Consider the following 23644-nt stretch of genomic DNA (forward strand, 5'->3'; position numbering starts at 1 on the left):
TAACGGAAGCGCTTAATCTTTCTTTGATAAAAAAACAGAAAAATTCCCGTTAAATCCGTAGAAGAGGTTTTTATTGTTTCAAAGTTTAAAAACAGAAGACCGTTGAAATAAAAAACCGTCTGTTATTAACAGACGGTTTCAGAGTATTGATAATGAAGAACGTGTTTTACCCGGCGGCGTTCCCCTGGCATAAACACCGCAGGCCCGAATAGCTTACACTATCGGGCCATTTACGATGGCCAGTTAACTGACCTTGCAGGTGTGCTTACTTCTTTTTATGAGATTTTGGTGCGAATCAGATAATCAAAGGCGCTCAACGAGGCTTTCGCCCCTTCGCCTGTGGCGATGATAATCTGTTTGTAAGGAACGGTGGTACAATCGCCTGCGGCGAAGACGCCCTTAACGCTGGTTTCACATTTGGCGTCAATAATGATCTCGCCCATGCGGTTACGCTCAAGCGCACCTTCCAGCCAGTGGGTATTCGGCAACAGACCAATCTGCACAAAAATGCCTGCCAGCGCGACGCTATGAATATCGCCGCTGACACGGTCACGATACTCCAGCCCCACCACTTTCGAACCGTCGCCCTTCACTTCTGTCGTTTGCGCATTCAAAATGATATCGACATTTTTCAGACTACGCACTTTGTCCTGTAGCACCTGATCCGCCTTCATCTCCGGCGCGAACTCCAGCAACGTAACATGTTCTACAATACCTGCCAGATCGATAGCCGCTTCAACGCCAGAGTTGCCGCCGCCGATGACCGCCACACGCTTCCCTTTAAATAACGGACCGTCGCAGTGCGGGCAATAGGTGACGCCTTTGGTGCGATACTGATCCTCGCCCGGCACATTCATATTGCGCCATTTCGCGCCGGTGGCGATGATGATACTGCGCGCTTTCAAGACTGCGCCGGACGCCGTTTCAATCTGATGCAGGCCGCCTTCTGTCGCGGCCGGAACCAGTTTACTTGCGCTCTGGCTGTCGATAACGTCAACGTCATAATCGCTGACATGCGCTTTCAGCGCGCCCGCCAGTTTCTGGCCTTCGGTTTTCGGCACTGAGATATAGTTTTCGATATCCACGGTATCCAGCACCTGACCGCCGAAGCGCTCGCCCATCAGACCGGTACGGATGCCTTTGCGCGCCGAGTAGACCGCTGCCGCCGCGCCCGCCGGGCCGGAGCCGACAATCAGTACGTCATACGCATCGCGTTTGTTCAGCGCTTCCGCCGCGCGTTTTTCTGCGCCAGTATCCACTTTAGCGACAATCTCGGTCAGAGTCATACGTCCCTGGCCGAACTCTTTACCGTTAACAAATACCGCCGGAACACCCATCACGTTACGTTCGGTGATTTCGTTCTGGAAGGTGCCGCCATCAATTGCCGTATGTTTAATACGCGGGTTCAGCACCGCCATCAGGTTCAGCGCCTGCACTACGTCCGGGCAGTTATGGCAGGAGAGTGAATAATAAGTTTCGAATTCAAAATCGCCGTCAATATCGCGAATCTGCTCCAGCAGCGACTGCGCTTCTTTTGACGGATGACCGCCGGTCCACAGCAGCGCCAAAACCAGCGAGGTAAATTCGTGGCCCAGCGGAGAACCGGCAAAGCGCGGCCCCTGCTGAGAACCTGGATTCGTAATCAGGAAAGACGGCTTGCGCACCGGCAGAGTATTGTCTTCTTTAAACGTGACTTTGTCGGACAGCTCGGCGATTTCAGCCAGCAGTTCCTTGATTTCCGCCGATTTAGCGCTGTCATCCAGCGTGGCAATCAGCTCAACAGGTTTGGTCAGTTTCTCAAGGTAAGCCCTGAGCTGGGTTTTCATATTTGTGTCGAGCATTCTTCTTCCCTCTCTGAAAACATCATCATGCAAGCCGACTTCGCGGGACTGCATTAATGCAACTTGCGTCATGGTGCTGAAATGAAATGGGCGCGGGTGCGCCCATGACTGAAACAATTTCCAAAGTATTTCACGTCAGAGTAAGGCGGCTAGCCTGAGAATCCCCGGGAGCTTACTGAAGTAAGTGACCGGGGTGAGCAGGCGACGCCAACGCAGCTATGGCGTGAAAGACGACGGAAATTTAAATTTTACCGACCAGGTCTAAAGATGGAGCCAGAGTCGCTTCACCTTCTTTCCATTTCGCCGGGCATACTTCGCCTGGGTGAGCGGCAACGTACTGTGCTGCTTTAATTTTACGCAGCAGGTCAGACGCGTCACGGCCGATACCTTCAGCGGTAACTTCGATCGCCTGGATGATACCCTGCGGGTCAACAACAAAGGTCGCACGGTCTGCCAGACCTTCATCTTCACGCATGTTGTCGAAGTTACGGGTCAGGGCGCCAGTCGGGTCGCCGATCATCGCATATTTGATTTTTGCGATAGTTTCAGAGCTGCTGTGCCATGCTTTGTGCGTGAAGTGAGTATCGGTTGAGACGGAATAAACGTCTACGCCCAGCTTCTGCAGTTCTTCGTAATGGTCGGCAACATCACCCAGTTCAGTCGGGCAAACAAAGGTAAAATCGGCCGGGTAGAAGAAGAAGACGCTCCAACGGCCTTCGGTATCTTTCTCGGTGACTTCAATGAATTCACCGTTTTTGAACGCCTGGTTTTTGAAAGGTTTGATTTTGGTGTTAATTAAGGACATCTATACTTCCTCCGTGTTTTCGTTGAGGAGTAAGTTAACGAAATTTTGCTGATTCGGCTAATGCGTTTCCATTATCAAATCAATAAGCGTTAACTAACAACCCGATTCGGGCGACATTGTGAACACTGCGCCCTGTCAGCCATCTAAAGTAAAAAGGCCGCCTGACAGGCGGCCCCATTACCTGAACTACCCGCAGGTAACTTCAGAGCCAGTACGACTCGTCTTGCAAATTACAGACGTATTGTCTGCAACTCGAAATCCATAGCGTATATGCTGGCTAAGTGTTGCGCTCTACATTACCTTAACAAAGGCTGTAACAGCGAAAAGGATTACATCACCCCAGCATAGAAAGGGCAATCCCGGCACGCCAGCTCTTACCTATGTCTGTGATAGGCATCATCATTAATACTCTTTTCGCTTTGATCTTAAAAGGAAAAAATATGATTAAACGTACATTGCTGCTTGCTATGCTGCCCATTCTCGCCCACGCGGAAGAACTGCCTGCGCCGGTTAAAGCCATTGAAAAACAGGGCATAACAATCCTGAAATCCTTCGAGGCGCCGGGGGGCATGAAGGGCTATCTCGGAAAGTATCAGGATATGGGCGTCACGATTTACCTGACGCCGGACGGTAAACACGCGATTTCCGGCTATATGTATAATGAAAAAGGCGAAAATCTTAGCAACGCCCTGATAGAAAAAGAGATCTATGCACCGGCCGGACGTGAAATGTGGCAGAAAATGGAAAAGGCGTCATGGATACTCGACGGTAAAAAAGACGCGCCGGTGGTGCTGTATGTCTTCGCCGACCCTTTCTGCCCCTATTGTAAGCAGTTTTGGCAGCAAGCTCGCCCGTGGGTCGAATCCGGCAAGGTACAATTACGTACGTTACTGGTCGGCGTGATTAAACCGGAAAGCCCGGCCACAGCCGCAGCGATTTTAGGCGCGAAAGACCCGGCGAAAACATGGCATGACTATGAAGCCTCCGCAGGAAAGATGAAGCTGGAGGTTCCGGCGTCCATCCCCCCGGCGCAGATGAAAGTCATTAATCAGAATCAGCAGTTAATGGACGATCTTGGCGCTAACGCGACGCCAGCAATTTATTACATGAATAAAGATAAGACGTTGCAACAGGTTGTGGGTTTACCGGAAAAAGCGCAACTGGACGCCATGATGGGGCAGCCTTAACGCATAAATTAGCAAGGCAGGAGCTTAACCGTACCACGCCCGATAGCGCTGCGTTTGTCGGGCCAACCTCTTCCTGGCATTAACGCGACGCCAGACCAGCATGTCATCCGGCACAGCCTTTTTAGACTAACGGCGTGATTATAAAAGTGTACGTTATGTCCGCCTTTACTGTGATTATTTACTCGCTAAAATATTCATAACTGTGGTATTTTAGTTTAAATAAACTCTACATTAAGTTTAATAAACATAACTCTGGTAAATTATTGAGATTAAGTCATAATCATGAAAGATACCATGATTATGCCAGGAAGATACTATGGCTAACCTTTACGACCTTAAAAAATTTGATCTTAACTTGTTGGTTATATTTGAATGTATTTATCAACATTTAAGCATTAGCAAAGCGGCAGAAACTCTCTATATTACACCTTCTGCCGTAAGCCAGTCATTGCAACGCCTGCGCACGCAATTCAATGACCCTTTATTTATTCGTTCAGGTAAAGGAATTACGCCTACCGTAACAGGCATTAATTTACATTATCATTTAGAAAATAACCTTAACAGTCTGGAACAAACTATTAATATAATGAATCAGTCCAGTCTGAAGAAAAAGTTTATTATCTATAGCCCACAGCTGTTGATCACCCAATATGTGATGAAATTAGTTGAATATATTCGCAAAGATTCACAGGTTGAAATTGAACATCACGACATTTTGACCACTGACGAACAGCCTGAAGATCTTCTTGCCTACCGCAAAGCAGATATTGTGGTTTCAATGGCCCCACTCAATAATCGTTCTATTGTTTGTACTCACTTTAATAAGGTGGAATGTATCCTGGCTTGCAGTGAAAACCATCCCCGGCTAGGTGAAACCGCAACTATCGACGAAATTCTACAAGAGTCATTTACGCAATTCATCGCCCGGAAAAACGATATAAAAGAGCATCATTCAGTTATCCATAATGTACTGGGGGAAAGAATAATTGGTTTCAGAAGCAAATCGCTGATAACCATCGCCAACGCCATCAGCGCCACGGAGCTTATTGGTTTTTTACCAAAATCACTTGTTGACTATTACTCATCCACTATCAAACTTAAAAAAGTCTCCATACCTTTTACCATTGCTCCCATACAACTCTATCTTATGTATAATAGAGCTTCGATGAATAATAGCGGATTTACTGAGCTCATTGAACAAATAACAAAAAAGCATTAATAAGAAGGCCAAATAACGGATATTAACATAAATTTAATGTATATATTTATGGAATATATTTATTTGGCAAATATAATAAATCATTGCAAGTTCATCTAATCTGCTTATCCTTTATGTTAATTATTTCGAATATACTGTAGTTAACACATCGGAGACTATCCAGAGATGTCGGTTTATAAAGTTCCGCTTGAGCAAAATGTTCTGGAAGCGGCTCAAGAGCGTATAATGTGGACCCTGGAAACCTTACCCCGGGTCTGCGTCTCATTTTCTGGTGGTAAAGATTCAGGACTTATGCTGCACCTGACGGCAACGTTGGCGCGCAAAATGAATAAAAAGATCCACGTTCTCTTCATTGACTGGGAAGCGCAATTCTCCTGTACCATCGCCTATATTGAATCATTACGTGAATACTACGCGGACGTTATCGAGCGTTTTTATTGGGTCGCATTACCCTTAACCACACAAAATTCCCTTTCACAATACCAGCCGGAGTGGCAGTGTTGGCAGCCGGGTGCCGACTGGGTACGACAACCGCCAGAAGATGCGATTACCGATCCGGCCTTTTTTTCCTTTTATCAACACGGCATGACCTTTGAACAGTTCGTTCGCGATTTTGCCGACTGGTTTTCAGAAAAGCGTCCTGCCGCTATGCTGGTCGGTATTCGTTCCGACGAATCCTATAACCGATTTGCCGCTATCGCTAACTCGCATAAGCTGCGCTTTGCCGACGACAAGCCCTGGACCACGTTAGCCCCTAAGGGTCACACCTGGTATATCTACCCCATCTATGACTGGAAAACCGCAGATATCTGGACCTGGTTCGCCAAAACAGGTAAACCATGTAACCCTTTGTATAATTTGATGTATCAGGCTGGCGTACCGCCCCGTTACATGCGTATTTGCGAACCGTTCGGCCCGGAACAACGACAGGGGTTATGGCTGTATCATGTTATCGAACCTGAGCGCTGGGCAGCCATGTGCGCCAGAGTCAGCGGCGTGCTCAGCGGAGGTATTTACGCCGGACAAGACAACCATTTTTATGGCCACCGGAAAATTTTAAAACCCGATCACCTTAACTGGGAAGAGTACGCGCTGCTCCTGCTACACAGTATGCCTGAAGTCACTGCCGAACATTACCGTAATAAAATCGCCGTTTATTTGCAGTGGTATAAGAAAAAAGGCATGAACACCATCCCACAGACGCAGCAGGGCGATATCGGATCGCGCGATATTCCGTCGTGGCGACGGATCTGCAAAGTTTTACTGAACAATGATTACTGGTGCCGGGCGCTGTCATTCAGTCCGACAAAACCTAAGAATTACCAGCGTTATAACGAACGTATGAAAGCTAAACGCCAGGAATGGGGGATCTTATGCAACACCGACTCACAACCGAAATAACTCACTTTCTCTCTGAACTGCCTGAAGAAGAGAGAATCGCCGCCATTAATGAATTTAGAATGGCGATACATAACGTTAGTCCTTTTCGCGATGAGCCTGTCGATTGTGTCCTGTGGGTGAAAAACGATCATATTTCGCCTAATGACTACAACCCGAATAACGTTGCGCCGCCGGAGAAAAAACTGCTGCTTAAATCGATTGAACAAGATGGATTTACTCAGCCGATAGTGGTGGTAAAGGCCGATGCCGAGGAGTACGAGATTGTGGACGGTTTTCACCGTCATGAGCTGGGCAAAGGAAAAGCGGCCCTGAAAAGGCGTCTGAAAGGCTACCTGCCGATAACATGTCTGGACAGAGAACGTCACGAACGCATGGCGGCAACCATTCGGCATAACCGCGCGCGCGGGCGCCACCAGATCCACGCCATGTCAGAAATCGTGCGCGAACTTTCTCTGCTAGGCTGGGACGAGAGCAAAATCGGCCAGGAGTTAGGTATGGACGCCGATGAAGTCCTGCGCCTGAAACAGATCAACGGCCTGCAGGAGCTTTTTGCAGACCGTCGATTCTCCAGAGCGTGGACGGTTAAATAACTACAGTTTACACAGGCGCTCTGCGGCGGCCAGCAGCGTTGATTCCTGTTTAGCGAAACATAAACGTATAAGCTGATGCGGGAAAGGGGCGGCGCAAAAGACAGAAAGCGGAATAGCGGCGACACCGACTTCTTCGGTTAGCCACTGACAAAACTCAATGTCATTTAGCGTCGACACTGCGCTGTAATCGATTAACAGAAAATAGGTACCTTCACAGGGCAGCACTTTTAATCGGCTTTGCGCCAGCGCGTTAACCAGCACATCGCGTTTTTTCCGGTAAAAATCGGGTAACGCGCGATAGTGTTCCGGCGCGGCGCGCAGCATATCCGCCAGAGCCAGTTGCGCCGGTGTATTGACGCAAAACGTCAGGTACTGATGAACTTTGCGTATTTCGGCGCTAATGGCCGCAGGCGCAACGCAGTAACCAATCTTCCATCCCGTCATATGAAAGGTTTTACCAAACGATGAAACGGCAACCGCCCGCTCTCGTAACTGAGGGTGCGCCAATACGCTGGCATGACCTTCGACGGCAAAACAAATATGTTCGTACACTTCATCGCTTAACACATAAATTTCCCGCTCGCCGATAGCCTGCCACAGCGCCTCGATATCCTCCTGACGCCAGACGGTAGCGGTGGGATTATGCGGCGTATTGAGGATCACCAGCCGCGTGCGCTCGCTAAGCAACGCCGAAAACGCCTGCCAGTCGACGCGAAAATGCGGCGGCGTAAGCGCTATGCGTTTTAACACGCCGCCGGAAAGCGCCACGGCCGGGGCATAGCTGTCGTAACTGGGATCGAAACAGATAACCTCATCCCCTGCCCGCACCAGCGCGGTAATCGCCGCGTACAACGCTTCTGTCGCGCCCGCCGTGACGGTGATATCACTGACGTCATCGGGTCGATAACCATATATTTCCGCCGTTTTATCGGCTATGGCCTCCCTCAGCGCCTGCGCGCCTGTCATCGGCGCATATTGATTCGCGCCCTGCGCGACATGATAAGCCAACCGCTCGTGCAAATAAGAAGGACCATCAAAATCAGGGAAGCCTTGCGATAAATTTATTGCCTGATGTTTCTGCGCCAGCGCGCTCATTTGCGTAAAAATCGTGGTGCCAAGATTGGGCAATTTGCTTTTTGGAATCAGTGGGTTATTTCTCATTATCTTCATACCCGCCAGTGATGTGGTTATTGACACACTATCACAGGGTGTTAGTATTTGGCAATCAAGACGTTTAGATGTCTAAATATAATAACAGCGGTAAGAAGACCCTAAGGACAACACAACATGAACCACACTGAAATCCGCGTCGTTACCGGCCCGGCGAATTATTATTCCCATGCCGGAAGTCTCGGAAGACTGACAGACTTTTTCACGCCGGAACAGCTTTCCCACGCCGTTTGGGTGTACGGCGAACGCGCGATTGCCGCCGCCCGGCCTTACCTGCCGGAAGCGTTTGAACGTGCTGGCGCAAAACATCTGCAGTTTACCGGCCATTGTAGCGAAAGCCATGTTGCCCAACTGGCGCACGCCTGCAACGACGATCGTCAGGTGGTAATAGGCGTCGGCGGCGGCGCGCTGCTCGATACCGCCAAAGCGCTCGCCCGCCGTCTGGCGCTGCCGTTTGTCGCTATCCCGACCATCGCGGCAACCTGCGCCGCCTGGACACCGCTTTCCGTCTGGTATAACGACGCGGGACAGGCGTTACAGTTCGAAATTTTTGATGATGCCAATTTTCTGGTGCTGGTCGAACCGCGCATTATTCTGCAGGCGCCCGATGACTATCTGTTAGCTGGCATTGGCGATACGCTGGCGAAATGGTATGAAGCCGTTGTGCTTGCGCCGCAGCCTGAAACGTTGCCATTGACCGTAAGACTGGGCATTAACAGCGCGTGCGCTATTCGCGATCTCCTGCTGACCAGCAGCGAACAAGCATTAGCGGATAAACAGCAGCGTCGGCTAACCCAGGCATTTTGCGACGTGGTGGATGCGATTATCGCTGGCGGCGGTATGGTCGGCGGCCTCGGGGAACGCTATACCCGTGTCGCCGCCGCCCATGCGGTACACAACGGTCTGACCGTCCTGCCACAAACGGAAAAATACCTGCACGGAACGAAAGTGGCTTATGGCATTCTGGTGCAAAGCGCGCTACTGGGACAAGATGACGTGCTGGCGCAATTGATTGCAGCGTACCGGCGATTTCATCTGCCGGCCCGACTTAGCGAACTGGACGTGGATATTCATAACACCGCCGAGATCGATAGGGTAATCGCACATACCCTGCGCCCGGTCGAATCCATCCACTATTTACCGGTGACGTTAACGCCTGACACCCTGCGTGCGGCGTTTGAAAAAGTTGAATTTTTCAGAATATAGCCTGGTGACGTTGCGTTTATCAGGCCTGGCAACCATCAGCAGCAACGCGCGCCGCCTTTTCCACCATAGCGCGCATCCTGCCGCTCGCGGAAAAATTCTTCGTAGGTCATCGGCGTCTGCTCCGGATGCGTTATGCGCATATGCTCCACATAGTTGTCGTAGTCTGGCACGCCAATCATCATTTTTGCGGCCTGTCCCAGATATTTTCCGGCTTTCGAAAGCGTATCGAACATCGTTGTCACCTGTCATCCAAATGCCCTCTCCTTATTCTGGAGAGGGCTATTGATGTAAAAAGATTAGTGCGCGCCTTTCGCCTGCGTCACGATCTCATCCACATTTTCCGGCATCGGCTCATACGGCGTTTCATTCGCCGTCGGTTTATCAATCTTCAGAGCGGCCAGCGCCGTCTTAATAGAGAAGACCGCCAGCACCACGACCACCACCATAAAGAAGATGGTTAGCCCGGCATCCAGACGGTTATTGAATACCAACTGCGCGAGCTGCGATTCGGTGTACTGCGGCGGAATATTGCCGCTGTCGATCATCGCCTGGAACTTATTGGCAATGGCCAGGAAGCCGATTTTCGCATCCGGACTAAACGCTTTCTGCCAGCCCGCCGTCAGCGTACAAATCAGCAGCCAGGCCGTTGGCACCAGCGCGACCCACGCATAACGCTGACGCTTCATTTTGAACAGTACCACGGCGCAAAGCATCAGCGCCATACCCGCCAGCATCTGGTTAGCGATGCCAAACAGCGGCCACAGGGTGTTAATACCGCCCAACGGATCGACCACGCCCTGATGGAGGAAATACCCCCACGCCAGCACGCACAATGCCGTAGCAAGCAGGTTCGCTGGCAGCGAATCGGTACGTTTCAGCCCTGGCGACACTACACCCAACAGATCCTGCAACATAAAGCGCGCCGCACGGGTACCCGCATCCACCGCCGTCAGAATAAACAGCGCTTCAAACAGAATGGCAAAGTGATACCAGAACGCCACATCCATCATGCCGCCCAACGCGCCATGTAAAATGTAGGCCATCCCTACCGCCAGCGTTGGCGCACCGCCTGCGCGGGAGATAATAGATTGTTCGCCGACTTCATTGGCAATCTGGTGTAACGTATCCGGCGTGATAGCGAAACCCCAACTACTGACCACCTGCGCGGCAGAAGCCACGACATCCGCTGTCCCCGCTGGCGCCAGTACCGCCATCGGGCTATTCATCGCAAAGTAAACGCCCGGATCGATAATACAGGCCGAGACCAGCGCCATAATGGCGACGAAAGATTCCATTAACATCCCGCCGTAGCCGATAAAGCAGGCCTGGCCTTCGTTGGCCAACATCTTCGGCGTCGTGCCGGAGGAGATGAGCGCATGGAAACCGGAGACCGCGCCGCAGGCGATGGTAATAAACAGGAACGGGAACAGGTCGCCCGTCCAGACCGGTCCGGTACCATCAACAAATTTGGTCAGCGCCGGCATAGTCAGCGTCGGACGCATAATCAGAATCCCGACCGCCAGACCGACAATCGTACCAATTTTCAGGAAGGTAGAGAGGTAATCACGCGGCGCGAGCAGCAGCCAGACCGGCAGTACCGCCGCGACAAAACCATAACCCACCAGCATCCAGGTAAGTTGCACGCCAGTAAAATCAAAGTACGGCGCCCAGGTTGGGCTTGCCGCCACCCATCCGCCGGAAATAATAGCGAAAATAAGAAATACCAGCCCAATGACCGACACCTCGCCGATGCGCCCCGGGCGCAGATAGCGCAGGTAGATGCCCATAAAAATCGCCAGTGGAATAGTGAACGCGACAGTGTACGTTCCCCACGGGCTATGGGTCAGCGCTTTCACCACGATCATCGCCAGGACGGCCAGAATGATCACCATGATCATAAAGCAGGCCACCAGCGCGATCACCCCGGCCGTCGCGCCCATCTCCTCTTTAACCAGCTCGCCAAGCGAACGCCCATCACGCCGGGTCGAGACGAACAGCACCATAAAGTCCTGCACCGCTCCCGCCAGCACAACGCCCGCCAGCAGCCAGATCATCCCCGGCAGATAGCCCATCTGCGCGGCCAGTACCGGCCCGACCAGCGGACCTGCGCCAGCAATGGCCGCAAAATGGTGACCAAAAAGCACTTTTTTATCGGTCGGGACATAATCCAGACCATCATTATGACGTACCGCGGGCGTCATACGCGTTGGGTCAACCGCCAGCACTTTTTTGGCGATATAGAGCCCATAAAAACGATACGCAATTAGATAGACACAGACCGACGCCACCACGATCCATAGCGCGTTGATCTGTTCCCCACGATTTAACGCAATATAGCCCAGGGCAAACGCACCCAATACTGAGAGCGCTGTCCAGACGAGGTATTTCCCTGATTTATTCATAGTTGTTGTCCGTTTGGGTGTTCCAGAGAGATGTTACATTTTGTTTCTATAACACCTTTACCGTAATTAACAACACAACAACATGATAAAACCGTATCGTTACCCATTTTTTACATTACAGTGTTAACCAGATCACTTCCTTTCTTCGTTGACGCTGCAATTGCATTTTACTTTGCCAGAACTATCCCATTACCGCCGTTCCCAGGCGACAGGTGCAGCAGCGCCTCCCCTGCTCGTCAAAGAGCATAATTTCCCAGCTTTGATTCTGCCGCCCCAGATGCAGCGGCAGGCAAACGCCGCGTACTTTCCCCTGCGAGACGGCGCGGTGGTGAGTGGCGTTTAACTCGGTCCCGACCACGCACTGCCCGTCGCGGGTCATCAGATAACCCGCCATTGATCCCAACGTCTCCGCCAGCGCTGCCGATGCGCCGCCGTGTAGCAGACCAAACGGTTGATGAGTGCGGGCATCGACGGGCATTTCCGCCTCCAGCACGTCATCGCCCAGACGGGTGTAAACAATACCCAGATGCGCCACCAGCGTGTTCTGACTGGTAGCGTTCAATTCATCCAGCGTTAAATGCCGTTTCCAGATCATCGTCAGGCTCCCAATGTTGAACCGCCGTCCACCACGATATCCTGCAAGGTAATGTGGCTGGCCAGATCGGAGGCAAGAAACAAAATGGTATTGGCTATCTCCTGCGGACGGGCGATTTTACCGAGCGGTATGCCGAGCTTAAACTGTTCGCCGAAACCGCGAATACGCTGCTGTTCGGCATCTTCACTCACCCATAACGTGCGCTGCATATCGGTGTCAGTCGAACCCGGCGACACCACATTACAGCGCACCCCGCAGCCCGCCAGCTCCAGCCCTACGGTTAGCGCCAGGCTTTTCAGCGCCGCTTTAGAGGCGCCGTAAGCGCTCATACCGATACGCGGCGTATGCGCCGCATCTGAGGCTACGGTGACAATCGCCCCTCCCTGCTGACGGCGAAACTGCGCCATCGTCTGGGAAAACAGGTTAAATGCCCCGCCCACATTGACCGCAAATGTCTGCTGCCAGTCGTCAACGCTAAGCGCATCGGTCGCTCCCATACGCAAAATACCGGCGGCGTTGACCAGCACATCCAGCCGCGGCGTTTTTTGCAACACACGCTGGCACACCTGCGCAACCTGCCCGGCATCCGCCACATCCATGACTTCGGTAGCAAAGGGATAATTCTCTTGCGTAAATTCGCGATCGAAGCCGATCACCCGCGCCCCGGCGTCAACAAACGCCAGCGCCGTCGCGTAACCGATCCCTTTCCCCGCCCCGGTCACCCATACCGTTTTGTCTGAAAAATCAATACAGGCCATTACCCTACCTCGCGAGAAAGCAGCGCCCACCAGGCGTCAATGGTCGGATTTTTCGCCAGCATCACGAAGTCGATATCGCCGTGTACTTTACGCCAGCGCGCCGCCAGCCCCATCATGCGTACTGAATCCAGGCCATAATCAATCAGGTTTTCATCATCCAGCGGCTCGTCAGTCTCATCCAGCAACGGCAGAATCAACGCCCGCAGCGCCGCTTTACTGGCAGGAACCGGCGTCGGCAGCAGCGATTCAGTCATGACGACGCGACCTGAACGCCCCGCCACATAGTTCAGCGCCATCAGATGCTCTTCCCGGCTGAAATCCGCCAGCGCATCCGCCACCATAAACGGCTTAATGTCGCGCATAAACGCATCGGTAGCGGTGGTCATACAGCCAATATGCGCATACACGCCGGTAATGATGAGCTGATTACGTCCGGTATCTTTTAACATCTGTTCCAGCGGCGAGCGGTGAAACGCGCTATAACGCCACTTCACCAGCACTGTATCTGCCTCATCCGGCGTTAAGGCTTCTACCACCTTCTGCTGTTCCGGAGAGCGCGTCAGTCCCGGCCCCCACATATCATTGAGTAACGCGCGATCTTCATCGCTTTGCTCTTTCGGCTGAGCGGTGTAATAGACCGGGATATGATGTTCCTTACAGTACTGGCGCAGAGCGGCGATATTGGCAATCACCTGGTCCATCATTGGGCAGTTGCGGCCCCAAAAGCTGACAAAGTAATCCTGCATATCGTGGATGAGCAGCGCCGCGCGCTCCGGCTCAAATGCCCAGTTCACTTTGTTGGTCGGGATATCCAGTGCGGTGGGCAGCGCGTAAGACTGTAGTTTCGGAATGGCCATCTCTCTTTCTCCTTCAGAGCGGTGAACGTGACGCCAACCGCTGGCGTAATTGTTTTTTATCGACTTTACCAACCGGCGTCAGCGGCAGTGACGCAACGCACTCCACGCGATCCGGTAATTTAAATTCCGCCACGCCCTGCTCTCGCAGGAAACGGCGTACCTGTACCGCTCGCAGCGGCTCTTTTACCACCAGATATGCGCAACTTTTTTCTCCCAGCAGTTCATCTTCCATGCTGACCAGCGCCGCATGGATCACCGCCGGGTGGCGCAGTAACAGGTTTTCTATCTCTTCGGCGGCTATCTTCTCGCCGCCCCGATTGATCTGATCTTTTTCACGCCCGTGAACGGTGATGTAGCCGTCTTGATCAATGGAGATCAGATCGCCGGAGCAGTAAAAACCGTTGGCGTCAAAGGCGCTGGCATTGTGTTGCGGACTGTTGAAATAGCCGCGAAAAGTATAGGGGCCGCGCGTCATCAGACGACCAATCTCGCCCGGCGGCAGTGGATTCCCGCCAGCATCCGCCACCCACACTTCGTCGTCCGGACACATGGGTCTTCCCTGGGTATTGATAATCCGTTCCGGACTATCGTCCAGCCGGGTATAGTTCACTAACCCTTCCGCCATGCCGAAGACCTGCTGCAACTGACAGCCAATTTCAGCCGGAATACGGGCGGCCAGCGTCGCAGAAAGCCGCGCGCCGCCGACCTGCAATAACCTTAATGACGCCAGCGGCGCATTGCCGCCCCACTCCTGGATAGCCTGTAGCCATAGACTGACCGCGGGCGGCACCAGCGCCGTGGCATTAATCTGGTGTTTTTCGATCAGCGGGAAACAGAGCGTGGCGCTGGGATCGGTCGCCAGCACTACCGTTCCTTTGGCGAGAAAAACGCCCAGCGCGCCCGGCGAACTCATGGCGTAGTTATGCGCGGCGGGAATCGCGCACAGAAAACGCGTCTCCTCGTTGAAACCGCAAATCTCATTGCTGCGACACACGCTGTAGTAATAGTCGTTATGGGTACGGGGAATAAGCTTTGGCGTGCCGGTAGTACCGCCGGAAAGCTGAAAGTAGGCCACTTCGTCAGCAGGTGATGGCGTGGCGGTGAAATCTTCCGCCGCCTGCCGCATCGCCGCGTCCAGGCTGTGATCGCCATCGTCGTTGCGCAATAACACCACCCGCACAGAGCGGTGTTCAGCCACAAACGTGTTGAGAAAGTCCTCCCCGGCGAACAGCGTATGTTGGCGATCGGCAATCACCAGCGTCGGCGCGATCTGCATCGCATAGGCGTTAAGTTCGGTACGTTGATGGCTAAACAGCGCCAGAACGGGCGCTACGCCAAGCTTCAACAGGGCGAAAAAGGTGATATACAGTTCCGGTACATTCCCCAGTTGTACCAGAGCGGTTTCGCCAGGTTTGATGCCCTGACGGCGTAAACTGCAGGCCAGATTATCTGCGGCCTGGTTGAGCTGGCGATAGCTGAATGCGCGCTCGCCTTCAATGACCGCCGTCTTGTCGCTGTCAGCGTGGCGGGTCAGAATATCGGTCAACGGCACGTCTTGCCAGTAGCCTTTTTCACGATAACGGCGGGCAAATTCATCCGGCCAACGGGTGAAAGGTATACGCATCATCGTTCCTTAATGCAGTCCAAAAACGTTCAACATCGTAGAGAGCTTGACGCCGGTTTCCCGCCACTCGCCGACTGGCGAAGAGGCAGGGACAATCCCGGCGCCGGCGAACAGGCGCACCTGATTACCGTGCAATTTCGCGCAACGAATCGTTACTACCCACTCGCCGTTTCCTTCGGCGTCGCACCAGCCGACAATGCCGCCAAACAGTTCACGATCGAACGGTTCCAGTTCAGCAATCAGCTTTTTCGCGACCTGATGGGGGAAACCGCTTAACGCAGGCGTTGGATGCAGCAGACAGGCCAGCGTCAGCGCGTTTTCTCCGGCGTTGGCCTTGCCCTCAAACGGCGTACCGAGATGCCATAGCGTCGGCGTGGTGATCAACTGTGGAGAGGAAGGTAATTGCAGTTCCGTGCTGCGATCGCGCAGGATCTGCTTCATCGCCTGCGTCACCAGCTCATGTTCATGGCGATCTTTTTGTGAAGCCAGCAGTCGGTTTCCCGCCTCGCGATCCAGAACGTCATCCGGCTGCCGGCGCGCTGAGCCTGCTAACGGCAGCGAACTAAACCTATCGCCCTCTTTGCGTAGCAGCAATTCGGGGCTGGCACCCAGCAGAACGCCGCCATCCGCCAGCGGCACATGGAAGTTGTAACTAACTGGATTCTGCGCAACCATCCGCTCCAGCAATGCTCCGCTATCCACCGCCATGTCAGTGGTGATATCTATCAGCCGGGAAAGCACCACTTTATCGACATCTGGCGTAGCGGTCAGCATAGCCGCGCGTGCGACCATCGCTTCAAAAGCATCCTGCTCCGGAATCGCCTTTCGCGCCGTCACCGTCAGCGATTGATGGTCGGTAAAATAACGCGCCGTGCGCTGCTTTTGCTGGCGGGAAAAGCACTGCCACTCCATCGGAATAAATAGCGACGACGGCTGGCGGGTATCAAAGGGGATCGCCCCCACCAGGATAGGGTTGGCGATGCCCTGCGATTTGGCCTCGGCAAACTGCTGGCGCAATTTCTGCTGGAAAGGGCTATCCGGCGAATCGCCGGCAACCGCAGGCTCGGTATAACGGGCGAAACACCCGGAAGTGGTAAAACTGCGATACGGCGACATGAAGAAAAAGCGATCGGGAGCAAGCGTTGCCATTGTCTCCTGAGCGTCCTCAGCCAGTGACATATCCATATCATCCTCCAATGATAAAGGCTTATATACACTTCATCTTTCAAGCTGCCTCTTTGTTGGCTGCGCTCAGAAACCCCGGTCACACAGTTATCTATGCTCGCGGGGATTTCTTCCCTTGCCGTTGCGATGCTTATTGAATGATTTTGTGTATAATAATGATTATTATTTCTATTTTTAGTGCGCTAACCTAAGAGTAAAACGTCGCTCTGTCAACTCTGGTCATGAGTTAAATGGCACTAAGGCTTGCATCTCGCTGCCGCTGACATGAAAATGAGAAGCATTAACTTTATTAATAACAGGACGCTATTGTGAGACTCCCCGCCTTTTATCGTTGGCTGCTTTTAGTGGTTGGTTTATCAATTTCAGGAATATCCTTAGCCCAGGACGCCGGTTGGCCCCGGCAAATCCAGGACAGCCGCGGCGTTCATACTCTGGACCACAAGCCCGCGCGTATCGTCTCTACCAGCGTGACGTTGACAGGCTCGCTGCTGGCGATTGATGCGCCCGTCGTCGCCAGCGGAGCCACTACGCCGAATAACCGCTTTGCCGACGATCAAGGGTTCATGCGCCAGTGGAGCGACGTAGCAAAGGCTCGCCATGTCGCCCGGCTGTATATCGGCGAACCGAATGCCGAAACGGTCGCCGCGCAAATGCCGGATCTCATTTTGATTAGCGCCACCGGCGGCGACTCCGCGCTGGCGCTTTATGATCAGCTCTCCGCTATCGCGCCGACGCTCGTCATCAATTATGACGATAAAAGCTGGCAGAGTTTGCTCACGCAGCTTGGCGAGATCACCGGCCAGGAGAAACAGGCCGCCGCGCGAATAGCGGAATTTGAGGCACAACTGACGACGGTTAAACAGCGAATCGCCCTGCCGCCGCAGCCGGTTAGCGCGCTGGTGTATACCCCTGCCGCGCATAGCGCCAATCTGTGGACGCCAGAATCAGCACAAGGCAAGCTATTGACGCAGTTAGGCTTTACGCTGGCGACATTGCCCCGAGGGCTGCAAACCAGCAAAAGCCAGGGTAAGCGCCACGATATCATTCAGCTTGGCGGTGAAAATCTGGCCGCCGGGTTAAACGGCCAATCTCTTTTCCTGTTTGCCGGCGACAACAAAGATGTCGCGGCCCTTTACGCCAATCCGCTGCTGGCGCACCTGCCAGCGGTGCAAAATAAGCGCGTCTATGCCCTGGGCACGGAGACGTTCCGTCTGGATTATTACAGCGCAACGTTGCTGCTTAACCGGCTGGCCGCCCTGTTTTAGCCTTATCGGAGTCTTATCCGACTGACCAGAACGATTTGGTCAGTCGGATAAACGCCTCTTTATCAGCCAGCATCGCTAACCGGCGGCGTCTGGCGAAAACGACGTAGCTCGCCCAGCACTAACAACAGCAGCAAACCGATAATCACCAGCCCGAATCCACTCACGCTTGCGGAAGCGACCGGCGTCATCATTGCGCCAAGACCGCCTAACAGCGCCGCGCCGATAGCGTCTCCCGTGACGTTTTGCGCGGTCCACAGGCCGTTCATTCGCCCCAGCATATTTTCCGGCGTCTGGGTTTGCAGCAGGGTATATTGTAATAACGAACTGATGGCGCTAAGCCAGCCAAACAGCGCCAGACAGATAACACCTGCGATCCAGACCGGCATGATGGCGAACAGCCCCACAGCCAGAAAAGAACCCACTGTCGAAACCAGCATAATGAGCCCCGGACGAACGCTATGCGCCAGTTGTCCGCTGGTCAGCGCGCCAATGGCCGCCCCCAGCGGAATTGCCGCATACAGCAAACCGATTTGCGCCGCCGACATCTGCCAGCTCATCGCCAGCGCTGGATAGAGGACGCGTACCGCGCTTGCCATCGTCACCAGGCCGCCAAGCAGCGCAATACCGCCGATAAGCGGACTGGCGAGCAAAAAACGAAATGCCGCCAGTAACGCGATAAATGGATTTTCCCGCGGCTGCGGAGGGACAGGCAGTCGCGGCAGCGTCAGTAACGGCAATAGCGTAATAAACGTCCCGGCGGCCGCCAGCCCATAGTTCCAGGCTACGCCGCCGCTGGCAAGCAATATGCCCCCCAACATCGGCGAAATAACCGATCCCAGACGTACCGTCAGCATGGTAATCGCGCCGGCCTGCATCAGATTTTCTCTTCCGACCAGCGCTGGCGTCGCCGCCAGTAACGCGGTCACGCCCAGAGACGCGAAAAAGCCGTCCCACAGGCCAAGGAGATATATCGCCAGCAATGACGGTTCCGGCAACATCGCGTTCACGCACAGGCCAATAAAGCCAATACCGCAAGTACCGCGCGCCAGCAGAATCACCTTCTTACGTTCGTAGCGATCGGCCAGTACACCACCCACCATTAAACCAATAAACATGGCGCCGCCGGTTAACGTTACCGACAGCCCTACCTGCCAGGTGGAGTGCGTCATCATTTGGATCTGTACCGGAACCGCCACGCCAAGCAGCCCCAGCGAGACAATAGAGATAAAACGGGCCAGAAATACTGCGCGAAATGCAGGGTGCGTCTTCAACAGGCTGAGATTGAGCAGCCAGGATTGTCGATTCATTACAACGCCTTAATGCGAGTTTTTTTAAATATCCATTCAATGGCTGCACATGCTAACATAACCAAATAAGATAGATAACGATAATTACTATCATTATCAGGGAAGTTACTATGTCATGCTCATTTTCCGTGACGCGCGCGTTTGCCGTGCCCGGATTGTTGTTATTACTGAGTCTCGCCGCGGTTTTAAGCCTGGTCATTGGCGCGAAACCGCTGCCCGCCGCCGTCGTGCTGGAGGCGTTCACCGGCGTGTGCCAAAGCGCCGATTGCACCATCGTCCTGGATGCGCGTTTGCCGCGTACGCTGGCCGGATTACTGGCAGGCGGCGCATTGGGTCTCGCCGGGGCGCTCATGCAAACACTCACTCGCAACCCGCTCGCCGACCCGGGGATTTTGGGCGTTAACAACGGCGCCAGCTTCGCCATTGTACTGGGCGCGGCGCTGTTTGGTTTCTCCACGCCGCTGGAACAGCTTTTCATGGCATTTAGCGGCGCGCTTATCGCATCGCTGATTGTCGCCTTCACCGGTAGTCAGGGCGGCGGCCAGTTAAGCCCGGTCCGCCTGACACTGGCGGGCGTGGCGCTTGGCGCGGTACTGGAGGGACTAACCAGCGGCATCGCGCTGTTAAATCCAGAGGTCTATGACCAGCTTCGCTTCTGGCAGGCGGGATCGCTGGATATTCGCAGCCTGCAAACGTTGAAAGTCGCGCTTGCGCCCGTGGTTATCGCTGGGATCGTGGCGCTATTTCTGAGCCGTGCGCTGAACAGCCTGAGCCTCGGCAGCGATACCGCGACGGCGCTGGGGAGTAAAGTGGCGCGCACCCAACTTATCGGTTTACTGGCGATTACCGTCTTGTGCGGCAGCGCAACGGCGCTGGTCGGCCCTATCGCCTTTATTGGTCTGATGATGCCGCATATGGCGCGTTGGCTGGTGGGCGCAGACCACTGCTGGTCGCTGCCAGTGACGCTACTGGCAACCCCTGCTCTGCTGCTTTTTGCCGATATTATTGGTCGTCTGTTGGTGCCGGGCGAACTTCGCGTATCGGTCGTCAGTGCGTTTATCGGCGCGCCGGTACTTATCTTTCTGGTACGCCGTAAATCGAGCGGAGGCGGCCTGTGATGTTTCTTTCTCGTCGGCTTATCGTAAGCTGCCTGATTCTGGCGGCTGGCTGCTTCGCCATTGGCTTATGGAGCCTGCAAAGCGGCGCCGTGCCTCTTGAGACCGGGCAGATTATTGCCGCGCTGCTGGGCGACGCGCCGCGTAACATCACCCTTGTCGTAACCGAATGGCGACTACCGCGCGTATTAATGGCGCTGCTGATTGGCGCTGCGCTTGGCGTCAGTGGCGCGATTTTTCAGTCGTTGATGCGTAACCCCCTAGGCAGCCCTGATGTGATGGGCTTTAATACCGGCGCCTGGAGCGGCGTACTGGTCGCAATGGTCCTGTTTGGCCAGCATCTTACCGCGATCGCGCTGGCGGCAATGGCGGGCGGTATCGTCACGTCATTGATTGTCTGGCTGCTCGCCTGGCGTAACGGGATTGAAACTTTCCGGCTGATTATCATCGGTATCGGCATCCGCGCGATGTTAGTCGCCTTTAATACCTGGCTTCTGTTGCAGGCGTCGCTGGAAACGGCGCTCACCGCCGGCTTATGGAACGCCGGGTCGCTCAACGGTCTGACATGGGCAAAAACCTGGCCTTCGGCGCCGCTGATTATTGTGATGCTGACAGGCGCCGCGCTACTGGTGCGTCGTATGCGGCTGCTGGAGATGGGCGATGACAGCGCCTGCGCGCTGGGTGTTAGCGTGGAGCGGTCACGCCTGATGCTGATGCTGGTGGCGGTGTCGCTCACCGCTGCGGCAACGGCACTGGCAGGCCCCATCTCGTTTATTGCCCTTGTCGCGCCGCACATCGCCCGCCGTCTTAGCGGCACAGCGCGCTGGGGATTAACCCAGTCGGCGCTGTGCGGCGCGTTGTTACTACTGGCCGCCGATGCATGCGCGCAGCAACTGTTTATGCCTTATCAGCTTCCAGTGGGCGTGGTCACCGTCAGCCTCGGCGGTATTTATCTTATCGTCTTGTTAATTCAGGAGTCCCGCAAAAAATGACCGAATCCGTAGCCCGTTTGCGCGGTGACCAGTTAACGCTGGGTTATGGCAGCTATACCGTCGCAAAAAACCTTAATGTTTCGATTCCGGACGGCCATTTTACCGCCATCATCGGCCCTAACGGCTGCGGCAAGTCAACGTTGCTACGCACGCTAAGCCGTCTGATGACGCCTGTTGATGGCCATGTCTGGCTGGATGGCGAACAAATACAGCGTTACGCCAGTAAAGAGGTGGCGCGGCGCATCGGATTGCTGGCGCAAAACGCCACTACGCCGGGCGATATCACCGTACAAGAACTGGTCGCCAGAGGGCGTTATCCGCATCAGCCGTTATTTACCCGCTGGCGCAAGGAAGATGCCGACGCCGTCGCCAGTGCCATGCGTGCAACAGGTATCACCTCACTGGCGACGCAAAGCGTAGATACTCTGTCCGGCGGCCAACGCCAGCGGGCGTGGATAGCCATGGTGCTGGCGCAGGAAACGTCCATCATGCTGCTGGATGAGCCGACAACGTGGCTGGATATTAGCCATCAAATTGATTTGCTGGAATTGTTAAGCGATCTCAACCGCGAAAAAGGTTATACGCTCGCCGCCGTCCTGCACGACCTGAATCAAGCCTGCCGATACGCCACGCATTTGATTGCATTACGCGAAGGTAGCATTGTCGCACAGGGCGCGCCGAAAGAGATTGTTACCGCTGAGCTTATCGAAAAAATCTATGGGCTGCGCTGTATGATTATCGACGATCCGGTTGCCGGGACGCCGCTGGTGGTACCGCTGGGGCGGCGATAGTCGTTCACACAGATGACAAAGCCGGATAATCGCTATCCGGCTTTTCGTTTAAATCAGACTAACCGTTCATCTATCGCCAGCGCGTTTTCCATTTTACGCGAGACCATCGCGTGACGCAGTAATACGCCGCCGCAGGCCATCATACCGCCAATCAACGCCGCCAGAATAATAATGATCGCTTTACCCGGGCCATCTTTTTTCACTGGCAGAGACGGCGACAGTTGATATTTAAACGGGGTAAACTTCACGTCGCTCACATTCATTGCCGCCAGTTGTTCAACATGGTATTGACGGTTACGCAAATCACCGTCGATCTCGGCCACGTCCGTTACCCCTTTTTCAATTTCCAGTTTGCGGGAAATACCATCCGCGCCGAGAGAAATAGAAAAATCCGGATCATCTTTTACCGCCTGACCATTACTGTAAACCGGTCTCTTAATGCCGGCGGCGTTGGCGATTTCCAGCGAATAATGGAGACGTTGAATATTGGCATCAAGCTGGTTTTTGAGACGCACCCGATCCATCGCCAGCTTTTCCTGCTCATAGCGGGTTTTGATTTCCAGCTGGTTACGAATATTTTCCAGCGTCTCTTTCACGACGATATCAGAGATGTACTGAATATAGCCAGCCAGCACTTTTTGCGCTTCTTCCCGCGTCGGCGCGGTAAAACTCAACGTCCACGACGTGAATAATGATGTTTCATTTTTCTTGCTGGCATTACTGTCCACTGCTTTCATTTTTTCGCTCAGCACGACAATCGCCCGGTGAAGATCCTGCTCGTCTATTTGCGCGCCTTTTAATTGATCCATGACATACGGAGAAGAACGAAGATATTCTTCCAGCAGCGAGGGCGAGCTAAACTTTTTAATAAACAGATTAAAGACGCTGGCCCGATCAACGCTTACCTCCATATCCAACACGCGCAGCGCGGTCAACGTTCTCTCCAGCCCCTGCCACTGTACCGACTCCGCCGGTGTGACAATCGCCTGGCTGGTCCATTTTTGCGGCAGCAAAAAGGACAGAAGTAACCCCACGCACGCAAAGGCGAAAACGGTAGCAAGAATACGACGTTTCGCCTGCCATAACACCTCTATAAGGCTAAACAAATCGATTTCATGACTGTTGGCGGGCGGCAGTGAGTAACCTGCAAGTGACTGATGTTTTTCTTGTTTTACATTAAGAGATGGCATGCCGTATGACCTGAAAACTTTATCCAATGAAAGAACACATTCCTGTCAGAGATTCTAACAGCAAGTCAGAATTATCCGAAACACTCTTTGCGCGCCAGTGCCCGAAAAGCTAAATATTCGGAATTAAACTTGCCTGTAGCATGT

The 23644-nt window shown here is 53.6% G+C and carries 21 protein-coding genes; 9 read left to right on the forward strand and 12 right to left on the reverse strand.

The annotated features are described in order from the left end of the window. Nucleotides 1-275 precede the first annotated feature (275 nt). Both ahpF and ahpC read right to left on the reverse strand, forming a co-directional pair. A complete protein-coding gene (ahpF, locus tag ACLJZ5_RS05675) occupies nt 276-1841 on the reverse strand; it encodes an alkyl hydroperoxide reductase subunit F (protein ID WP_023220093.1) in 1566 nt (521 codons plus the stop codon). Between the two features lie 241 nt (nt 1842-2082). Beyond that, on the reverse strand, nt 2083-2646 hold the full coding sequence (gene ahpC, locus ACLJZ5_RS05680; RefSeq protein ID WP_000052802.1) for an alkyl hydroperoxide reductase subunit C: 564 nt from the start codon (nt 2644-2646) through the stop codon (nt 2083-2085). A 440-nt stretch (nt 2647-3086) separates the two neighbouring features. Between ahpC and dsbG the strand changes: the two genes are divergently transcribed. The 4 genes from dsbG to ACLJZ5_RS05700 all read left to right on the forward strand — a co-directional run bounded on the left by dsbG (nt 3087) and on the right by ACLJZ5_RS05700 (nt 7043). After that, nucleotides 3087-3833, forward strand: coding sequence for a thiol:disulfide interchange protein DsbG (dsbG, locus tag ACLJZ5_RS05685; RefSeq protein WP_000597129.1), 747 nt, complete (start codon nt 3087-3089; stop codon nt 3831-3833). A gap of 316 nt (nt 3834-4149) precedes the next feature. Further along, nucleotides 4150-5052 carry a DNA-binding transcriptional repressor CitR gene (gene citR / locus ACLJZ5_RS05690; protein WP_024797985.1) on the forward strand — a complete coding sequence of 301 codons (903 nt, stop codon included), beginning with the start codon at nt 4150-4152 and terminating at the stop codon, nt 5050-5052. Between the two features lie 165 nt (nt 5053-5217). Further along, nucleotides 5218-6453 carry a phosphoadenosine phosphosulfate reductase gene (locus tag ACLJZ5_RS05695; RefSeq protein WP_000118134.1) on the forward strand — a complete coding sequence of 412 codons (1236 nt, stop codon included), beginning with the start codon at nt 5218-5220 and terminating at the stop codon, nt 6451-6453. Then, nucleotides 6426-7043 (forward strand): IbrB-like domain-containing protein, encoded by a 618-nt coding sequence (locus ACLJZ5_RS05700; protein ID WP_031618510.1) that lies wholly within the window; start codon nt 6426-6428, stop codon nt 7041-7043. The genes ACLJZ5_RS05695 and ACLJZ5_RS05700 overlap by 28 nt, the downstream gene beginning before the upstream one ends. On the opposite strand, the gene ACLJZ5_RS05705 is transcribed toward ACLJZ5_RS05700, so the two are convergent. Next, nucleotides 7044-8204 carry a pyridoxal phosphate-dependent aminotransferase gene (locus ACLJZ5_RS05705; RefSeq protein ID WP_024797988.1) on the reverse strand — a complete coding sequence of 387 codons (1161 nt, stop codon included), beginning with the start codon at nt 8202-8204 and terminating at the stop codon, nt 7044-7046. 126 nt (nt 8205-8330) lie between these two features. Between ACLJZ5_RS05705 and ACLJZ5_RS05710 the strand changes: the two genes are divergently transcribed. Next, the gene (locus ACLJZ5_RS05710; protein WP_024797989.1) at nt 8331-9419 is read left to right on the forward strand and encodes an oxidoreductase; all 1089 of its coding nucleotides are present in this window, start codon (nt 8331-8333) and stop codon (nt 9417-9419) included. A 35-nt stretch (nt 9420-9454) separates the two neighbouring features. On the opposite strand, the gene ACLJZ5_RS05715 is transcribed toward ACLJZ5_RS05710, so the two are convergent. From ACLJZ5_RS05715 to entC, 7 genes are all read right to left on the reverse strand, one after another. Next, nucleotides 9455-9652: a YbdD/YjiX family protein gene (locus tag ACLJZ5_RS05715; RefSeq protein ID WP_023206868.1), complete on the reverse strand. Its 198-nt coding sequence runs from the start codon at nt 9650-9652 to the stop codon at nt 9455-9457. Between the two features lie 63 nt (nt 9653-9715). After that, on the reverse strand, nt 9716-11821 hold the full coding sequence (cstA, locus tag ACLJZ5_RS05720; RefSeq protein ID WP_001043108.1) for a pyruvate/proton symporter CstA: 2106 nt from the start codon (nt 11819-11821) through the stop codon (nt 9716-9718). A 181-nt stretch (nt 11822-12002) separates the two neighbouring features. Then, complete coding sequence (entH, locus tag ACLJZ5_RS05725; RefSeq protein ID WP_024797990.1) at nt 12003-12416, reverse strand: proofreading thioesterase EntH; 414 nt, start codon at nt 12414-12416, stop codon at nt 12003-12005. Nucleotides 12417-12418: 2 nt separating this feature from the next. Continuing rightward, entirely contained in the window at nt 12419-13174 is a 756-nt protein-coding gene (gene entA / locus ACLJZ5_RS05730) for a 2,3-dihydro-2,3-dihydroxybenzoate dehydrogenase EntA (RefSeq protein ID WP_023227381.1), read from the reverse strand. Then, a complete protein-coding gene (locus tag ACLJZ5_RS05735) occupies nt 13174-14031 on the reverse strand; it encodes an isochorismatase (protein ID WP_001577997.1) in 858 nt (285 codons plus the stop codon). The genes entA and ACLJZ5_RS05735 overlap by 1 nt, the downstream gene beginning before the upstream one ends. 13 nt (nt 14032-14044) lie before the next feature. Then, nucleotides 14045-15655 carry a (2,3-dihydroxybenzoyl)adenylate synthase EntE gene (gene entE, locus ACLJZ5_RS05740; protein ID WP_024797991.1) on the reverse strand — a complete coding sequence of 537 codons (1611 nt, stop codon included), beginning with the start codon at nt 15653-15655 and terminating at the stop codon, nt 14045-14047. Nucleotides 15656-15664: 9 nt separating this feature from the next. Then, the gene (entC, locus tag ACLJZ5_RS05745; protein ID WP_024797992.1) at nt 15665-16840 is read right to left on the reverse strand and encodes an isochorismate synthase EntC; all 1176 of its coding nucleotides are present in this window, start codon (nt 16838-16840) and stop codon (nt 15665-15667) included. Nucleotides 16841-17148: 308 nt separating this feature from the next. Between entC and fepB the strand changes: the two genes are divergently transcribed. Then, entirely contained in the window at nt 17149-18105 is a 957-nt protein-coding gene (gene fepB / locus ACLJZ5_RS05750; protein ID WP_001238994.1) for a Fe2+-enterobactin ABC transporter substrate-binding protein, read from the forward strand. Between the two features lie 62 nt (nt 18106-18167). Here fepB and entS read toward each other — a convergent pair whose 3' ends face one another. Then, a complete protein-coding gene (gene entS, locus ACLJZ5_RS05755; RefSeq protein ID WP_001081668.1) occupies nt 18168-19412 on the reverse strand; it encodes an enterobactin transporter EntS in 1245 nt (414 codons plus the stop codon). 110 nt (nt 19413-19522) lie between these two features. Here entS and fepD point away from each other — a divergent pair, with 110 nt between their 5' ends. From fepD to fepC, 3 genes are read left to right on the forward strand one after another with little or no spacing between them, the layout of a single operon-like run. After that, nucleotides 19523-20530 (forward strand): Fe(3+)-siderophore ABC transporter permease, encoded by a 1008-nt coding sequence (fepD, locus tag ACLJZ5_RS05760; protein WP_024797993.1) that lies wholly within the window; start codon nt 19523-19525, stop codon nt 20528-20530. Continuing rightward, the gene (fepG, locus tag ACLJZ5_RS05765; protein ID WP_000480053.1) at nt 20530-21519 is read left to right on the forward strand and encodes an iron-enterobactin ABC transporter permease; all 990 of its coding nucleotides are present in this window, start codon (nt 20530-20532) and stop codon (nt 21517-21519) included. Before fepD ends, fepG begins: the two co-directional genes overlap by 1 nt. Beyond that, nucleotides 21516-22310 (forward strand): iron-enterobactin ABC transporter ATP-binding protein, encoded by a 795-nt coding sequence (gene fepC / locus ACLJZ5_RS05770; protein ID WP_000140623.1) that lies wholly within the window; start codon nt 21516-21518, stop codon nt 22308-22310. The genes fepG and fepC overlap by 4 nt, the downstream gene beginning before the upstream one ends. A 53-nt stretch (nt 22311-22363) precedes the next feature. On the opposite strand, the gene wzz(fepE) is transcribed toward fepC, so the two are convergent. Further along, the gene (gene wzz(fepE) / locus ACLJZ5_RS05775) at nt 22364-23500 is read right to left on the reverse strand and encodes an LPS O-antigen length regulator Wzz(fepE) (RefSeq protein ID WP_001529067.1); all 1137 of its coding nucleotides are present in this window, start codon (nt 23498-23500) and stop codon (nt 22364-22366) included. Nucleotides 23501-23644 lie beyond the last annotated feature (144 nt).

This window comes from Salmonella sp. 5800, assembly GCF_046558195.1.
GTDB lineage: Bacteria > Pseudomonadota > Gammaproteobacteria > Enterobacterales > Enterobacteriaceae > Salmonella > Salmonella enterica.

Coding starts and splice junctions, on each gene's coding strand:
- ahpF (WP_023220093.1), bottom strand. CDS start 1,841: ATGCTCGACACAAATATGAAAACCCAGCTCAGGGCTTACCTTGAGAAA.
- ahpC (WP_000052802.1), bottom strand. CDS start 2,646: ATGTCCTTAATTAACACCAAAATCAAACCTTTCAAAAACCAGGCGTTC.
- dsbG (WP_000597129.1), top strand. CDS start 3,087: ATGATTAAACGTACATTGCTGCTTGCTATGCTGCCCATTCTCGCCCAC.
- citR (WP_024797985.1), top strand. CDS start 4,150: ATGGCTAACCTTTACGACCTTAAAAAATTTGATCTTAACTTGTTGGTT.
- ACLJZ5_RS05695 (WP_000118134.1), top strand. CDS start 5,218: ATGTCGGTTTATAAAGTTCCGCTTGAGCAAAATGTTCTGGAAGCGGCT.
- ACLJZ5_RS05700 (WP_031618510.1), top strand. CDS start 6,426: ATGCAACACCGACTCACAACCGAAATAACTCACTTTCTCTCTGAACTG.
- ACLJZ5_RS05705 (WP_024797988.1), bottom strand. CDS start 8,204: ATGAGAAATAACCCACTGATTCCAAAAAGCAAATTGCCCAATCTTGGC.
- ACLJZ5_RS05710 (WP_024797989.1), top strand. CDS start 8,331: ATGAACCACACTGAAATCCGCGTCGTTACCGGCCCGGCGAATTATTAT.
- ACLJZ5_RS05715 (WP_023206868.1), bottom strand. CDS start 9,652: ATGTTCGATACGCTTTCGAAAGCCGGAAAATATCTGGGACAGGCCGCA.
- cstA (WP_001043108.1), bottom strand. CDS start 11,821: ATGAATAAATCAGGGAAATACCTCGTCTGGACAGCGCTCTCAGTATTG.
- entH (WP_024797990.1), bottom strand. CDS start 12,416: ATGATCTGGAAACGGCATTTAACGCTGGATGAATTGAACGCTACCAGT.
- entA (WP_023227381.1), bottom strand. CDS start 13,174: ATGGCCTGTATTGATTTTTCAGACAAAACGGTATGGGTGACCGGGGCG.
- ACLJZ5_RS05735 (WP_001577997.1), bottom strand. CDS start 14,031: ATGGCCATTCCGAAACTACAGTCTTACGCGCTGCCCACCGCACTGGAT.
- entE (WP_024797991.1), bottom strand. CDS start 15,655: ATGCGTATACCTTTCACCCGTTGGCCGGATGAATTTGCCCGCCGTTAT.
- entC (WP_024797992.1), bottom strand. CDS start 16,840: ATGGATATGTCACTGGCTGAGGACGCTCAGGAGACAATGGCAACGCTT.
- entS (WP_001081668.1), bottom strand. CDS start 19,412: ATGAATCGACAATCCTGGCTGCTCAATCTCAGCCTGTTGAAGACGCAC.
- fepD (WP_024797993.1), top strand. CDS start 19,523: ATGTCATGCTCATTTTCCGTGACGCGCGCGTTTGCCGTGCCCGGATTG.
- fepG (WP_000480053.1), top strand. CDS start 20,530: ATGTTTCTTTCTCGTCGGCTTATCGTAAGCTGCCTGATTCTGGCGGCT.
- fepC (WP_000140623.1), top strand. CDS start 21,516: ATGACCGAATCCGTAGCCCGTTTGCGCGGTGACCAGTTAACGCTGGGT.